The sequence below is a fragment of the Mesorhizobium sp. L-2-11 genome, assembly GCF_016756595.1.
In the GTDB taxonomy this organism is placed as follows: Bacteria; Pseudomonadota; Alphaproteobacteria; order Rhizobiales; family Rhizobiaceae; genus Mesorhizobium.
This window is the reverse complement of record NZ_AP023257.1, coordinates 5,234,325-5,249,117: the sequence shown is the minus strand read 5'-3', so window position 1 is coordinate 5,249,117 and position 14,793 is coordinate 5,234,325. Positions and strand designations below refer to the sequence as shown.

Below are 14,793 nucleotides of genomic sequence, written 5' to 3'. Positions count from 1 at the left end.
CGCTCCTGAAGCTCTTTCGGAATGCTCGACCGGACGGGGCGCGTTCGCGCCCCGTCGACCCGGGCCATATCAACAATTTCAATGCTGCAGGGGGACGGAGTGACCGCCGCCATTCTTGAAATCCGCGACATCTCGAAATCCTTCGGCGCCATCAAAGCGCTGACCGGGGTCGATTTCACGCTGCAGCGCGGCGAAATTCACGCGCTGTGCGGCGAAAATGGTGCCGGCAAGTCCACGCTGATGAATATCATCGCCGGCATTGTGCAACCCGACGAAGGCGCCATTCGCCTCGATGGCGAGAACGTCACGATCACATCGCCATCCGCCGCGCAGCGGCTTGGCATAGGCCTCGTCCATCAGGAAATCGCGCTCTGCCAGGATGCCACGGTCGCCGAGAATATCCTCATGGCGGCCGTCAACAATCGGCGCGCGCCGCTGATGAATTTTCGCCGGCTCTACGCCGATGCGCAGAAGATAATGGACCTGCTGGCGCCGATCCCGGTCGAGACGCCGGTCGCCGAGCTTTCGATTTCCAACCAGCAACTTGTGGAAATCGCCAAGGCGCTGACGCTCGACTGCCGGGTGCTGATGCTTGACGAGCCGACGGCCGCCCTGACCGAGACCGAGGCGCAGCGCCTTTTCGCAATCGTCCGCGATCTCAAGGCGCGCGGAATTTCAATCATCTACATCAGCCATCGCATGGCCGAGATCTTCAGCCTGTGCGACCGAGTCACCGTGTTTCGTGACGGCAGATACGTAGCGACCGATTCTATCGCTTCGGTCACTCCCAATGATGTCGTGCGCAAGATGGTCGGGCGCGAAATCACGCAGCTCTATCCCGAAAAGCTCTCGCCTGAGCGGCGTACCGCCCGCCCTGTGCTGTCGGTCGAAAATCTCTCCTATCGACAGGGTTCCGCCGGCGTTGGTTTCACGCTTCGAGCGGGCGAAATTCTTGGCATTGGCGGATTGATTGGCGCCGGCCGCAGCGAGATGGTCCAGGCCGTTTGCGGCTTGTGCCCGAAAGTGTCGGGATCGGTCGAACTCAATGGCGAGCCGGTCAGCATCAGGACCTACAGCGATGCGGTGCGCGCGGGCCTGGTCTATCTCTCGGAGGACCGCAAGGCCTCGGGCCTGTTCCTCGACCTGTCGGTTGCATCCAATATCGCCGCGCTCGACCTTCGGAAACTGACCACGCCGCTTGGGCTGCTCGATCGCCGCGCCGAGGCAAAGCAAGCCACCGACCTGGTCGAGCGCCACGGCGTGCGCATGGGCGGCATCGAGACACAGGTATCGACGCTTAGCGGTGGCAATCAGCAGAAAGTCGCCATCGCCAGGCTTCTTTCGGTCGGTCCCAAAGTGGTCATTCTGGACGAGCCCACACGCGGGGTCGATGTCGGCGCCAAAGTGGAAATTCATCGCCTGCTTCGCGATCTCGCCGAGCGGGGCGTCGGCGTCATCGTGATTTCATCCGAGCTTCCGGAATTGATCGGACTGAGCGACCGGGTGCTTGTCGTACGCGAAGGCGCCATCGTCGGCGAACTGGGGGCTGACGAATTGACCGAAGAAGCGATCATGCTGCTGGCTTCGGGTCTCCGGCAGCAACGATCAAACACAAGGCAGGTTCAGAATGTCGCTTAGACAGACCGGAGGAACCCTCATGGACGCTGAAATCAAGGCGAGCGCCCCCGGGCTTGGCGGACGCAACTGGCTGCGTCTTGGGTCGATGCGCGAGGCGGGGCTGATCGCAATCATGCTGGCGCTGTGCATCGCCATGACATTCGCTTCGCCGCATTTCCTGACCTGGGGAAATTTCCGCGCCATGCTGATGAGCTTCTCCATTGAAGGCATCGTCGTGGTCGGCATGACGATACTCCTCATTGTCGGTGGCATCGACCTTTCCGTCGGATCGGTGGTCTGCTTCTCCATGGTGGTGTCAGGCGCTCTGTTCCTGATGGGACTGGACCCGTGGACGGCGAGCCTCATCGGCATAGGCGCCAGCGCCCTGATCGGCGCGGTAATGGGCTTCTTCGTGACCGTTATCGGGCTCAATCACTTCATCACATCGCTGGCGGCGATGGTGATCGTGCGCGGTCTCTGCCTTGTCATCACCAAGGGAACCCCGCTGTCGCTGTTCACCCTGCCGCCTGGGTTCAAGGCGATCGGCCAAGGCAGCTTCGGCAATGTGCCTTATGTCATCGTCATCTTTGTAGTGGTCGTGGCCATCTTCGATTTCCTGCTTCGGCGTGCCACGGCCTTTCGGAAGGTCTTCTATACCGGCAGCAACGAGAAGGCGGCCCAATTTTCCGGTATCAAGACCAAGCAGGTCAAATTCTGGGTTACGGTTCTCTGCTCCACCCTCGCGGGCTTTGCCGGCGTCATCTATATGTCACGCTTTGGCGCTGCGACCCCGACCTTCGGCGCCGGCATGGAGCTGAACATCATCGCCGCGGCGGTGATTGGTGGAGCATCGCTCAATGGTGGCTCGGGCACCATCTTCGGCGCCATACTGGGCATGGCGTTGCTCTCGGTCGTCACAAGTTCGCTGATCCTGCTCGACGTTTCAGTTTATTGGCAGGACATGATCAAGGGATGCATCCTGCTCGCGGCGGTATCGATCGACCACTTTCTGCACCGCAGGAAATCCTGAGCAGCAGCGCAAGAGTTGAGCATCCGATATGGCAAAAACCAATTCGCGGGACGACGTCACGATCGTCCGCCAGATGTATCAGGCGCTTGTGCTTCATTACATGGAAGCCAAAACACAGGCGGAAATCGCCAAGGAGCTCGGCATCTCGCATGCGACCGTCAACCGCCTCATCAAACGTGGTCATCAACTCGGGCTTGTCGAGATCAAGATCAAGTCGCCGGTCGAGCAACTGATCGACATCGAGGCGCGACTTGTCGCGATAGGTGGACTCCAAAGGGCCGTCGTCGTCCCCTCCGTTTCGGACAATCCGCAGACTGCGCTTCAGCGTGTCGGCGAGGCCGCAGCCGGGCTGGTGCTCGAGACGATCAAGAGCGGTGACACGATTGCCATTACCGGGGGCAAGGGGGTGAGTGCCGTCGTCGCCGGCCTCAAGCCGAGCCGCAGCTACGACGTCGAAGTTGTTCCCGCGACCGGCCTGGTCCAGGGCAAGCATTACACCGACGTCAATCATGTCGCGTCTCTGATGGCGGACAAGCTCGGCGGCCGCGCCTATCAGATTCACGCGCCGCTGTTTGCCGACAGCCCGGCCCAGCGCGACATGCTGATGGGCGTCCGGGCGGTTTCGGATGTCTTCAACAAGGCGCGCGATGCAACGCTTGCGGTCGTCGGCATCGGCTCCATCCTGGCTGACGATTCGAGCTACTACGATCTGCACCCGTCCTCGAGCGCCGACCGGCTGGCCATCGAGCGCTCGGGCGCGGCGGGCGAACTGCTCGCCCATCTCATAGACGGCGACGGCAAGCTCGCCGACTACAGCCTCAACCGTTCACTGGTCTCGCTGACGCTTGAGGAATTCGCGACCATTCCGCAGTCGATCGGTGTCGCAAGCGGCGCAAGCAAGGTGATCCCGATCCTCAGTGCCATGCGCGGCTCTCACCTCGATACTCTCGTCACCGACGAAACCACCGGCTTGAAGATCCTCGAGCTTGCCGAAGGAAATGCAGCATGAATTCTCGACAAATCACCCGCTCAATCGGCAAGTCCGGCGTTGTCGCTTCGGCGGTCGGACTCGGCACCTGGGCCATCGGCGGCTGGATGTGGGGTGGCACGGATGAAGCAGAATCGATCGCTGCGATCCAGGCGTCCATAGATGCCGGCATCTCACTGATCGACACCGCGCCGGCTTACGGCCTCGGCCGCAGCGAAGAGATCGTCGGCAAGGCCATCAATGGCCGACGCGACCGCGCGGTCATCGCCAGCAAATGTGGCCTGAACTGGCATTCGAAAAAGGGCAACCACTTCTTCGATCAGGATGGAACGCCGGTGAACCGATATCTGGGCGCCGACGGCATCGCTTGTGAAGTGGAACAGAGCCTGCGGCGGCTCGGCACCGATTATATCGATCTCTACATCACCCATTGGCAGGACCCGACGACGCCCATTGCCGAAACAGTGGAAGCGCTCGAACGCCTCAAATCCGCCGGCAAGATCCGCGCCATCGGCGCAAGCAATCTCGATGCCGCCGAACTGCAGCAGTATGTCGCCGCTGGCCAGCTCGACGCGATCCAGGAAAGATATTCGATGCTGGATCGCGAGATCGAGCAGACATTGCTGCCGATCGCGCGCCAGCATCAGGTCGCGGCGCTCAGCTACTCGTCGCTTGCGCTCGGCCTGCTCTCAGGCGCCATCGATCCGGCGCGTGAGTTCAGCGGCGACGACCAGCGCAAAGACAATCCGCGCTTCTCCCAGGCCAACCGGCGCAAGGTAGCCGCGTTGAAGCATGCCCTGGCCCCGGTCGCTGAAGTCCACCAGGCAAGCATGGCGCAGATCGTCATCGCCTGGACGCTGGCGCAGCCCGGCATCACCTTCGCCTTGTGTGGAGCGCGAAACGCGACGCAGGCGCTCGACAACGCCAGGGCAGGGGAGATCTTGCTGAGCGCGGCGGAACTGGGGGCCATCGATGCGGCGGTGGCCGGGCATCTCGTAGCGATAGACGCGTGATCGAAAGCGCGTCCTGAGATGAATCGCATCCAGACGATCGCCGGCTTGCGCGAGAACCCCGATGTTGACGTCCTCGTCATAGGCGGCGGCATTAACGGCATCAGCGTGTTTCGCGAACTCGCTTTGCAGGGCGTCGATGTCCTGCTCGCCGAAAAGGGCGATTATTGTTGCGGCGCCAGTGCCGCCCTCTCGCGCATGGTTCATGGCGGCCTGCGCTATCTTGAAAACGGCGAGTTCAAGCTGGTCCGCGAATCTCTGCTCGAACGCGATCGGCTGTTGAGGAACGCGCCGCACTACGTTGCGCCACTGCCAACCACGGTGCCAATCTTCGACCTGTTCTCAGGCATGGCAAATGGCGCAGTCCGCTTCCTTGGGTTGAGCCGTCGTCCTGGCCGGCGCGGCGCATTGGTCATCAAGACCGGCCTGGCGATGTATGACTTCTTCACCGCCGCAAGGCGTGTCGTCCCGACGCACAAATTCAGGAGTCGCGCTGAAACGCTCAAGGTCTGGCCTGCAATCAATCCTGCTATCCGGAATTCGGCGACATACTATGATGCCTGGGTCAGCCACCCCGAGCGGCTGGGTACCGAAATGCTGCGCGACACGATGAAGGAAAGTCCGTCCGCTCGAGCGCTCAACTATGCGCGCGTGTCGCTCGGTGACGCGAGCCTGGTGCTTACCGACGGACTGTCCGGCGAAACCGTAGCCGTGAAGCCGCGGCTCGTCGTCAACGCCACAGGCGGCTGGATCGACCTGACCAATTCGGCGATCGGAGCCGTTGCGCCGAAGCTTATGGGCGGCACCAAAGGTTCTCATCTGATCGTCGACAATCGCGAGCTTCACGACGCACTCGACGGCCACATGATCTACTACGAGAACGAGGACGGCCGGATCTGCATCCTGTTCCCCTATCTTGGCAACGTGCTGGTCGGCTCGACGGATATCCGTATCGACGATCCCGACCAGGCGCGCTGCGAGGACGACGAGCGGCAATACATCCGGCAGTCGCTGTCCTTCGTGTTTCCCGAGATCGAGATCGCCGATACCGACATCGTCTTTCAGTTCACCGGGGTGAGGCCGCTGCCGAAAAGCCAGGACAGTTTTACCGGGCGCATTCCCCGCGATCATTTCTGCGAACTCATCGAGGGCGCAGGGCCGCCGACGCTCTGCATGATCGGCGGGAAATGGACAACCTTCCGGTCATTCGGCGAACTGGCAGCGGATATCGTGCTCGAGCGATTGTGCCGACAGCGCATCGTCGGCACCGAAAACATGCCGATCGGCGGCGGCCGGCATTTTCCCATGGCCCCGGCAAAATGGTGCGCAGAACGCGCGGCCGCACACGGCCTTTCGCTTGACCGCATGCGCAGCCTGTTCGAGCGCTACGGTACCGCGGCGGTTGCCGTCGCCGCCCATATGGCAGCGGGACAGGACGAGCTCTTGCCCGGCAACGACTACTCGGCCCGGGAGATCCAATATCTCATCGCCAATGAATATGTCGAACAGCTGGAGGACCTGCTGCTTCGCCGCACGACAATCGCCATCAGCGGTGCTCTCACTTGTGACCTTCTCGACGCGGTTCTCGATATTCTTGCTGTCGAAAAGAGCTGGGACGCTGCGCGCAAGGCGTCCGAGCGCACCGATTTCCTCGCCCTGCTGCAACGCCAGCATGGCGTCGATCTCGACCAGCTATCACAAAAAGACCAAGGAAGGAGCGCTGAATGCGCATCAACAAGAAAGTCCGCATGAACCGGCTGTTCGGCGGGGCGCGCTGCCTCGACGTCGCAATCGACCATGGCGTATGCAACGAGCCGTCGTTCCTGGAAGGGCTCGAGGATATGGCCGGCGTCGTCGCCCAGCTGGTCGCCGCGGGACCGGACGCCATTCAGATGAATTATGGCCAGGCCGATTTGCTGCAGTCCCTGCCTGGCAAGGACAAGCCGGCATTGGTCATGCGCATAGACATGGGCAATCCATACAACAAAACCCGCCATCGCTCGATGTGGGCGATCCTGCAGAACGAAGCCGAGCCGCTGATCGGCGCCCTGGAGATGGACGCAGCCTGCGTGGTCGTCAATCTGTTCATGCTGCCCGACGAGCCGGACCTGTTCCGGCAATGTGTCCACAACATTGCCAGGGTTCGCGCCGACTGCGAAAGATATGGCCTGCCGCTGATGATCGAGCCTCTGGCAATGCTGCCCAATTCGGAGCGCGGCGGCTACATGGTCGACGGCGACCCCGAAAAGATCGTCACCCTGACCCGGCTCGCCAGCGAGATGGGTGCCGACATCATCAAGGCGGATCCGACCACCGATCCGAACGACTTTCACCGGGTGGTGGCGGCGGCGCGCTGTCCTGTCCTTGTGCGCGGTGGGGGCAGGGAGGATTTGCGCGCCGTCTTCGACAAGTCGGCGGCGCTGATGGCACAAGGCGCGGCAGGCATGGTCTATGGCCGCAACATATACCAGCATTCCAACCCTCGCGCTGTCGTGAGAGGATTGATGGCGATCATCCATGAGAATGCCGACGGCGCGGCGGCCTGGGAGCTCTACCAACAAGAATAATTTTTTGGCGGCTTGGGAGGAGCTTCAATGCAGCGATACATTCTTGGTCTTGATGCGGGCAATACCGTCATCAAGGCCATCATCTTCGACATCGCAGGTCGCGAACTGGCGCTAGCCACTCGCGACGGACGCTCCTGCATGCCAAAGCCTAGCCATGTCGAGCGGGATCTCGGCGAATTGTGGCGCAACGCCGTCGAGGTCATCTGCCAGTGCCTCGACCAATCGGGCATCGACCCTGGCGATATTGCGGTGATCGGTTGCGCTGGCCACGGCAACGGGCTCTACGCGCTGGGCCGCGGCGGCGACCCGCTGCTCGGCATCCAGTCGCTCGACACGCGCGGCGTCGGCATCGTCAGCGAGTGGGCGGCCGCAGGCGTTGGCGACCGCACCTATGCCCACTGCCTGCAACGGCCCTGGGCGGCGCAGACGCCGACTCTGCTGGCGTGGCTCAGGCGCCATGATCCGGCACTTTTTGCCAAAATAGGCACCGTCTTCCTGTGCAAGGATTTTATCGTCAACCGCCTCACCGGCGCACGCTCGACCGACACTTCGGACATGTCGGGCTGCGGCCTTTTGCACATGCCTGGCCGACGCTACGAGCCTGAGTTGCTGGCCGCCTATGGTCTCGACGATTGCATGGAACTGCTGCCGAACGTGCTGGAAGCCTCCGACATCGCCGGCCATGTCACGCGCGATGTCGCCGCTGCCACCGGCCTTGTTGCGGGCACGCCCGTGGTGGCCGGCCTGTTCGACGTCGTCGCCAGCGCCATCGGCTCGGGCGTCACCAGCACCGGCGCCGCCTCGATCATTGCCGGCACCTGGAGCATCAACCAGGTTATCACCGAGGAGCCGATCCGCGATCCGTCGATCTTCATGCTGTCGACATTCGATCCGCTGCGCTACCTCGCCATCGAATCGAGCGCCACATCGGCCGCAAATCTCGAGTGGATCGTGCGTGAGTTCTTCGAGCATGCGCCGCCGGCGGGCGCATCGCCATTCGAGATCTGCAGCGAGCTTGTCGCTTCCGTCGATCCCGCGGCAGACATGCCGATCTACCATCCATTCCTTTACGGCTCGCAGCAGAACGGCAAGGCGCGTGCCGGTTTCTACGGCATCGCCGGCTGGCACACGCGGGCGCACATGCTGCGCGCACTGTTCGAGGGCGTCGTCTTCGAGCACCGGCGCCATGTCGAGACGCTGCGTCGAGCGGGAGCCATGGTCAGCCAGGCGGTTCTTTCGGGCGGCGGCTCGCGCAGCGCCGTCTGGCCGCAGATATTCGCGGATGTGCTGGGGATGCCGGTGACCGTGGCGCGCGGCCGCGAGACAGGTGCGCTGGGAGCTGCAATTGCAGCTGGGACAGGCGTCGGGTTGTTTGCCGACTTCACTGCGGGTGCCGCCGCGATGACCGCGCCCGACCGCTGCTACCAGCCCAATAGCGTGATCGCACCGGTTTATGAGCAGCGCTATCGTCTCTATGTCGAGATCAACCAGGCCATGGGTCCGCTGTGGGACAGGATGGCAAGCGAACGGACGTCCCATTGACACAGACCGCTGCCGATTTTGGACAATACGACTTCATCATCGTCGGCGCGGGTTCAGCCGGCTGCGTGCTGGCCAACAGACTTTCGGCTAATCCAGCCATGCGCGTGCTGCTTCTGGAAGCCGGCGGCAGCGACCGCTATCACTGGGTGAACATTCCCATCGGCTATCTCTACTGCATGGGCAACCCGCGCACCGATTGGCTGATGAAGACCGAGCCGGAGGCCGGGCTGAACGGTCGTGCGCTCAACTATCCGCGCGGCAAGCTTCTGGGCGGCTGCTCATCGATCAACGGCATGATCTACATGCGCGGCCAAGCGGCCGACTATGATGGCTGGCGGCAAGCCGGAAATCTCGGCTGGGGCTGGGATGACGTGCTTCCGTATTTCCGCAAGTCCGAGGACCATTTTGGTGGCGCCAACGACCTTCACGGCGCCGGTGGCGAATGGCGCGTCGAGCGCCAGCGCCTGTCGTGGCCAATCCTAGATGCCTTCCGCGACGCTGCCGAGGAACTCGGCATCCCGCGGACCGAGGATTTCAACGGCGGGACCAACGAGGGGTCGGGCTATTTCGAGGTCAACCAGAAGAAGGGCGTGCGCTGGAATACCTCAAAAGCGTTCCTGCGGGGCGTGCTCCGGCGCCCGAATTTGCGCGTCGTGACCGGCGCCGAGACCGAGAAGCTAAATTTCGATGGAGCTTGCGTCACCGGCGTTGTCTTCCGCATGGGCGGTCAGTTGCATCGTGCGCGGGCAGGCGAGACGATACTTGCCGCAGGCGCGATCAATTCGCCGAAGCTGCTCGAGCTTTCCGGCGTCGGTCGACCCGACGTGCTTGGCGCAGCAGGAATCCCGGTCCGCCACGCGCTGGAAGGCGTCGGCCAGAACCTGCAGGATCACCTGCAGATCCGCACGGTCTTCAAGGTTGCCAATACCTCGACGCTAAACCAGCGCTACCACAATCTGTTCAGCCGCGCGGCCATGGGCGTCGAATACGCCATCCGTCGCAGCGGACCGCTGTCGATGGCGCCGAGCCAGCTTGGCATCTTCGCCAGAAGCGACCCACGCCTGGAGACGCCCGATCTCGAATATCATGTCCAGCCGTTGAGCACTGACCGGCTGGGCGAGCCGCTGCATCGCTTCCCCGCGGTCACGGTTTCGGTCTGCAACCTCAGACCGGAAAGCCGCGGCACCGTCCACATAGGGGCGCCCGATCCGCAGTCGGCCCCGAAGATCCGGCCGAACTATTTGTCTACCGAAGGAGACAGGACCGTGGCTGTAGCATCGCTGCGCCATGTCCGCCGCTTGATGAAGGCGCGCGCAATTGCCCGTTTCGCGCCTGAGGAAATGCTGCCCGGCGCACACTATGAAAGCGACGAAGATCTCGTCCGCAAGGCCGGCGATATCGGCACGACGATTTTCCACCCGGTTGGAACCTGCAAGATGGGCGCAGACTCGACGGCGGTGGTCGATCGCCGGCTGCGGGTGCACGGCATTTCCGGCCTGCGCGTCGTCGACGCTTCGATCATGCCGGCGATCGTTTCCGGCAACACCAACTCTCCAGTGGTCATGATCGCGGAGAAGGCATCGGAAATGATCTTGCAGGATGCCAACCAGAAATAATCCTCGGTGGCGCATCTGGGCTGATGCAGACCGGCATCTATTCGCTGTCGTGCCGTCGCCCCGCTCCATGCAATGCCGAGGCGTTTACTGCGGCTTTGTCGCGCAGATCGCGAAGCGATGTTGAGTGGTGCGTTCGATCGCTTTGGGCCAACTCATCTGTCGAGCCTGGGCACGATGGATCGCGCCCAGTTTCCAATCGACGACCGGCTGCTCGAACCCGGCTTCGGCCAGCAAGCGCGCTATCTCTCTTGCCCGTGCGCCGCCCGAGAAATAGACACGAGCAAGAATGTTCTGGTGGCGTCTGGCCATGGCGGCGTCGTCATTGCCCGGGACCCGGGATTTGCCGGCCGTGAGCTTCTCCCAAATTTCCCGCAAACCCGTCGCCCAGTTGCGGCTGACGAAATCGCCATCGATGATCAGCAGCTTGCCGCCGGGCTTCAGCAGCGAGAACCATTCGGCAAAGGCCGCCTTCGGATCCAACAACGTCCAGACCAGGTGACGGGTGACGATGACATCGTAGCTCGCTCTGTCCTCGAGCGTGCGTTCTGCATCCCTCATGATGAAGCGGATATCGGCGCCGCGTTCTTGTGCCTTGGCGCGCGCCTTGGCGAGCATCGGTTCCGACCAGTCGAGGCCTGTCACCACAAAGCCCAGATCGTGCATCAGATGCGAAATGACGCCTGTCCCGCAGGCGAGATCCAGAGACGCCCGTCCCGCGCCTGGGCCAAGATGCCTGGTTATGAGCGCATGCCAGGCGGCACGCTCCCGTTCGGAAAAAATCTCGTGGCCGACCTGCAGGTCGAACGTCTCGGCGCGGTCGGACCAATAGTCCCGAATTTCGTCGCGCAGCGAATAGTTTGCGTGAGCCGTCATTGCCCGAAACGCACTCCCCAAAAGCGGCTACATTGGAATTGCTCTAAAAGAAAATTCTTGATTATACAATTCATGTTTCATAAGCCGGGCCGGCAACTGAATTGCGAGAGCCCAATGATCTTGAAATCGATATTTGCGGCCGCGGTCGCGCTCGCGGCCTTGATGCCGCTTACCTCAGGCGCGCGCGCCGAGACCGTCACTGACATTGCCGGCCGCAAGGTCGAGGTGAAGACGCCGGTCGACAAGGTCATCCTCGGCGAAGGCCGGCAGATCTACCTGATCGCCGCGCTCGATACCGACAACCCGTTCAAGCGCATCGTTGGCTGGCGCGAGGATTTCTCCCAGGCCGATCCCGACAATTACGCCGTCTACCTGGAAAAATTCCCCTCGATGGCCACGATACCGACCTTCGGCGGTTTCAAGGACGGCACCTTCGACGTCGAGCAGGCCATCGCGCTTCAGCCGGACGTGATGATCATGAACATCGAGTCCAAGCAGGCAACCGAGGACGCGCAATATATCGAGAAGCTCGCCGCCGTCGGCATTCCGGTGGTCTATGTCGATTTCCGCGAGCAACCCTTCACCAACACCGAGCCGAGCATGCGCCTGATCGGCAAGCTGCTTGGCCAGGAACAGCGGGCCGAGGCGTTCATCGCCTACCGCGCGGCCCAGATCGCGCGCGTCACCGATGTGATCGCAGACAAGAATCCCAAGCGCCCGACCGTGTTCATCGATCGCGCCGGGGGCTATTCCGATGATTGCTGCATGAGTTTCGGCAACGACAATTTTGGCAAGTTCGTCGACATGGCCGGCGGGGCCAATATCGCGGCCGACCTGATCCCGGGCACGTTTGGCGCGCTCAATCCCGAGCAGATCATCGCCAGCGATCCCGACCAGGTGATTGTGACGGGCGGCAATTGGGAGGCCTATGTGCCGGGCGGCAAATGGGTCGGCGTCGGTCCCGGCGCCGACGAAGCGGCGGCACTGAAGAAACTCAAGGGCCTGACCAAGCGGCCCGCGCTAACCGGCATCAAGGCGGTGGAGAACGGGCAGGTCCACGCCATCTGGCACCAGTTCTACAACAGCCCTTATCAGTTCGTCGCCATACAGCAGATGGCCAAATGGCTGCACCCCGACCTGTTCGCCGATCTCGACGCCGAGGCCACCTTCAAGGAGTTGCACGAGAAGTTCCTGCCGGTCGGGTACACGCCCGGTCATTGGGTCTCGCTCTCCGATGAGCAGTGAACCGGCCGCACTGTCAGCAGTCAAACAAGGGCGCGGGCTCTACCGCGCCCTTGTCCTGCGCAAGCAACTCATCCTGGCGGGGCTCGCCCTGGCGCTGCTCCTGAGCCTCTGCATCGACCTCGCGCTCGGACCCGCAAGCTATAGCCTCGACCAGGTGGTGCTCGCCCTCGTTTCCCCCGGCAGTGTGCCGCTTCAGGTGCGCGTCGTGTTGTGGGACATCCGGCTTCCCATCGCGCTGATGGCAGTGGTCGTCGGCGCAGCACTGTCGATCGCCGGTGCGCAGATGCAGACCATCCTCAACAATCCGCTCGCCAGCCCGTTCACGCTTGGCATTTCGGCGGCGGCCAGCTTTGGCGCAGCGCTCGCGCTCGCCTTCGGCGTCGCGCTGATCCCGGCGGCGATCGAATATATCGTGCCGCTCAACGCCTTCGTGGTGGCGATGCTGACCGCGCTCGTCATCCACCTGCTCAGTCTCAAGCGCGGCGTGACGGTCGAAACCATCGTGCTTCTCGGCATCGCGCTCGTCTTCACCTTCAATGCGCTGCTGTCGCTCGTCCAGTATCTTTCCTCCGAGCAGGCGCTCGCCGCGGTCGTGTTCTGGACGATGGGAAGCCTTACCAAAGCCACCTGGCCCAAGCTCATCATCACCAGCCTTATCCTTCTCGCAACCCTTCCGATATTCGTGCGCCGCGCCTGGGCGCTGACGGCGCTGCGGCTGGGCGAGGACAAGGCCGCGAGCTTTGGCGTCAAGGTCGCATGCCTCAGGCTCGAAACCATGATGATGGTGAGCCTGCTTGCCGCCATCCCCGTCGCCTTCGTCGGCACGATCGGCTTCATCGGGCTCGTCGGTCCGCACATCGCCCGCATGCTGATCGGCGAGGATCAGCGCTTCTTCTTGCCCGCCTCGGCGCTTTCGGGGGCGCTCATCCTTTCGGCGAGTTCGGTTGCCAGCAAGTCGCTTGTTCCAGGCACGATCTTCCCGATCGGCATCGTCACCTCGCTTATCGGCATTCCCTTCTTCATCTCGCTGATCCTCTCGAATGTGAGGCGCTCATGGTAACGATCAGGCTCGATGGTCTCGGAGCCTTTCACGGGGCGCGGCTCGTCATCTCGGACGTTTCAACTCCCATTTTCCGGGGTGGCGAGGTTGTCGCCGTGATCGGACCCAACGCAGCGGGCAAGTCGACGCTGTTCAAGCGCATCGCTGGACTTCTGAAGGGCCCGGGACGCGTCTGCCTCGAGGGAGCGGTAAAGGGACCGGACGGCATCTGCTATATGCCGCAGGATACGGCAGCCAACGCGGTGCTGACCGTCTATGAATCGATCCTGCTCGCCCGCAAGCAGGGCTCGGCCTGGTCGGTCACCGACGGCGACCTAGCACGTATAGACGGCATCCTGGCCGCGCTCAGCATCTCGGATCTTGCCTTTCGCAACGTCGGAGAATTGAGCGGCGGGCAAAGGCAGGTGGTAAGCATTGCCCAGACCCTGGCTCGCGAACCGGAAATCCTGCTGATGGACGAGCCGACGTCGGCACTTGACTTGCACCGGCAGGTCGAGGTGCTGAGCTTCATGCGCGGGCTTGCACGCAAGCACGGGATTGCGGTGCTGATCGCAATTCACGACCTCAATCAGGCCCTGCGCTTCGCTGACAAATGCATCGTCATCGCCGAGGGGCGGATGGTCGCCTGCGGCACGCCGGAAGAGGTCGTTACGCCGGCGCTTTTGCGTGACGTGTACCGCGTCGAGGCGAGGATCGAGCGCTGCTCGCGGGGCATTAGTCATGTCATGGTGGATGGCGTCGCGGCCGAAACGGCAGCGACTGCATTGATAGCAGCTTAGGCATCTGCGGTCGAAAGCCAGAACCTAGAAAATAGATCAAAATTCTGGCGTAAATGTCTGAATCAAAAACATTTGCTATCGCCATGGCGGCTGCTTGGGCGACGAATGGAGGCATTCACTCACGACCGCTGCACGTCCTTCGACGAGCCACTGTCGTGCGAGATACCTTGGGTAGACAGAGGTCATGAAAACGCGCGATAAGGTTAGCCTGCGCTAGATCTAGAGATGGCCGGGGCACCAGAAAATGGCACGTCGAATGTGCAACGCAATGCTTGGCTTCGCGGCGCTTGCCATAACCGCGTGCCAAACGGCTCCTGAAACGCCGCAACCCACTCTCGAACCTGCGTTAGGACCTGGACCCATTCCTGCCCAAACTGCCTCGGATCCTGCCGCTGTTCCCTCCGGCTCGGCAGTTATTGATCAATCCGTGGCGGTCACTCCCCCTGGCAAGTCCGTTCCGACAAAA

General features: G+C 62.2%; 12 protein-coding genes. 11 read left to right on the top strand and 1 reads right to left on the bottom strand.

Going from position 1 to position 14,793, the window contains the following annotated elements:
* The first annotated feature begins 99 nt into the window (after positions 1 to 99).
* Genes JG739_RS25110 through JG739_RS25075 form a run of 8 tightly spaced genes read left to right on the top strand, consistent with a single transcriptional unit; the run spans position 100 to position 10,370 of the window.
* On the top strand, positions 100 to 1,638 hold the full coding sequence (locus tag JG739_RS25110; RefSeq protein ID WP_244749562.1) for a sugar ABC transporter ATP-binding protein: 1,539 nt from the start codon (positions 100 to 102) through the stop codon (positions 1,636 to 1,638).
* 19 nt (positions 1,639 to 1,657) lie between these two features.
* Entirely contained in the window at positions 1,658 to 2,647 is a 990-nt protein-coding gene (locus JG739_RS25105) for an ABC transporter permease (RefSeq protein ID WP_128245196.1), read from the top strand.
* Positions 2,648 to 2,675: 28 nt separating this feature from the next.
* Positions 2,676 to 3,656: a sugar-binding transcriptional regulator gene (locus tag JG739_RS25100; protein WP_202363863.1), complete on the top strand. Its 981-nt coding sequence runs from the start codon at positions 2,676 to 2,678 to the stop codon at positions 3,654 to 3,656.
* Positions 3,653 to 4,648 (top strand): aldo/keto reductase, encoded by a 996-nt coding sequence (locus tag JG739_RS25095; protein ID WP_202363862.1) that lies wholly within the window; start codon positions 3,653 to 3,655, stop codon positions 4,646 to 4,648. Before JG739_RS25100 ends, JG739_RS25095 begins: the two co-directional genes overlap by 4 nt.
* Positions 4,649 to 4,666: 18 nt before the next feature.
* Positions 4,667 to 6,397, top strand: a complete 1,731-nt coding sequence (locus JG739_RS25090) for a glycerol-3-phosphate dehydrogenase/oxidase (protein WP_202363861.1) — start codon at positions 4,667 to 4,669, stop codon at positions 6,395 to 6,397.
* A complete protein-coding gene (locus tag JG739_RS25085; protein WP_077381191.1) occupies positions 6,370 to 7,212 on the top strand; it encodes a class I fructose-bisphosphate aldolase in 843 nt (280 codons plus the stop codon). The genes JG739_RS25090 and JG739_RS25085 overlap by 28 nt, the downstream gene beginning before the upstream one ends.
* 27 nt (positions 7,213 to 7,239) lie before the next feature.
* On the top strand, positions 7,240 to 8,754 hold the full coding sequence (locus JG739_RS25080) for an FGGY-family carbohydrate kinase (RefSeq protein ID WP_202363860.1): 1,515 nt from the start codon (positions 7,240 to 7,242) through the stop codon (positions 8,752 to 8,754).
* A complete protein-coding gene (locus tag JG739_RS25075; RefSeq protein WP_202363859.1) occupies positions 8,751 to 10,370 on the top strand; it encodes a GMC family oxidoreductase in 1,620 nt (539 codons plus the stop codon). The genes JG739_RS25080 and JG739_RS25075 overlap by 4 nt, the downstream gene beginning before the upstream one ends.
* Before the next feature lie 84 nt (positions 10,371 to 10,454).
* On the opposite strand, the gene JG739_RS25070 is transcribed toward JG739_RS25075, so the two are convergent.
* Positions 10,455 to 11,243, bottom strand: coding sequence for a class I SAM-dependent methyltransferase (locus tag JG739_RS25070; protein WP_202363858.1), 789 nt, complete (start codon positions 11,241 to 11,243; stop codon positions 10,455 to 10,457).
* A 114-nt stretch (positions 11,244 to 11,357) separates the two neighbouring features.
* Between JG739_RS25070 and JG739_RS25065 the strand changes: the two genes are divergently transcribed.
* The 3 genes from JG739_RS25065 to JG739_RS25055 are packed head-to-tail and all read left to right on the top strand — an operon-like array spanning position 11,358 to position 14,327.
* Complete coding sequence (locus JG739_RS25065) at positions 11,358 to 12,488, top strand: ABC transporter substrate-binding protein (RefSeq protein WP_202363857.1); 1,131 nt, start codon at positions 11,358 to 11,360, stop codon at positions 12,486 to 12,488.
* The gene (locus JG739_RS25060; protein WP_202363856.1) at positions 12,478 to 13,548 is read left to right on the top strand and encodes a FecCD family ABC transporter permease; all 1,071 of its coding nucleotides are present in this window, start codon (positions 12,478 to 12,480) and stop codon (positions 13,546 to 13,548) included. Before JG739_RS25065 ends, JG739_RS25060 begins: the two co-directional genes overlap by 11 nt.
* On the top strand, positions 13,542 to 14,327 hold the full coding sequence (locus JG739_RS25055; protein WP_202363855.1) for an ABC transporter ATP-binding protein: 786 nt from the start codon (positions 13,542 to 13,544) through the stop codon (positions 14,325 to 14,327). The genes JG739_RS25060 and JG739_RS25055 overlap by 7 nt, the downstream gene beginning before the upstream one ends.
* The last annotated feature ends 466 nt before the right edge of the window (positions 14,328 to 14,793 follow it).

Bases quoted from the DNA above. Each gene is read 5' to 3' on its own strand.
- JG739_RS25105 (WP_128245196.1), top strand. From the start codon at position 1,658: ATGGACGCTGAAATCAAGGCGAGCGCCCCCGGGCTTGGCGGACGCAAC.
- JG739_RS25100 (WP_202363863.1), top strand. From the start codon at position 2,676: ATGGCAAAAACCAATTCGCGGGACGACGTCACGATCGTCCGCCAGATG.
- JG739_RS25095 (WP_202363862.1), top strand. From the start codon at position 3,653: ATGAATTCTCGACAAATCACCCGCTCAATCGGCAAGTCCGGCGTTGTC.
- JG739_RS25090 (WP_202363861.1), top strand. From the start codon at position 4,667: ATGAATCGCATCCAGACGATCGCCGGCTTGCGCGAGAACCCCGATGTT.
- JG739_RS25085 (WP_077381191.1), top strand. From the start codon at position 6,370: ATGCGCATCAACAAGAAAGTCCGCATGAACCGGCTGTTCGGCGGGGCG.
- JG739_RS25080 (WP_202363860.1), top strand. From the start codon at position 7,240: ATGCAGCGATACATTCTTGGTCTTGATGCGGGCAATACCGTCATCAAG.
- JG739_RS25070 (WP_202363858.1), bottom strand. From the start codon at position 11,243: ATGACGGCTCACGCAAACTATTCGCTGCGCGACGAAATTCGGGACTAT.
- JG739_RS25065 (WP_202363857.1), top strand. From the start codon at position 11,358: ATGATCTTGAAATCGATATTTGCGGCCGCGGTCGCGCTCGCGGCCTTG.
- JG739_RS25060 (WP_202363856.1), top strand. From the start codon at position 12,478: ATGAGCAGTGAACCGGCCGCACTGTCAGCAGTCAAACAAGGGCGCGGG.
- JG739_RS25055 (WP_202363855.1), top strand. From the start codon at position 13,542: ATGGTAACGATCAGGCTCGATGGTCTCGGAGCCTTTCACGGGGCGCGG.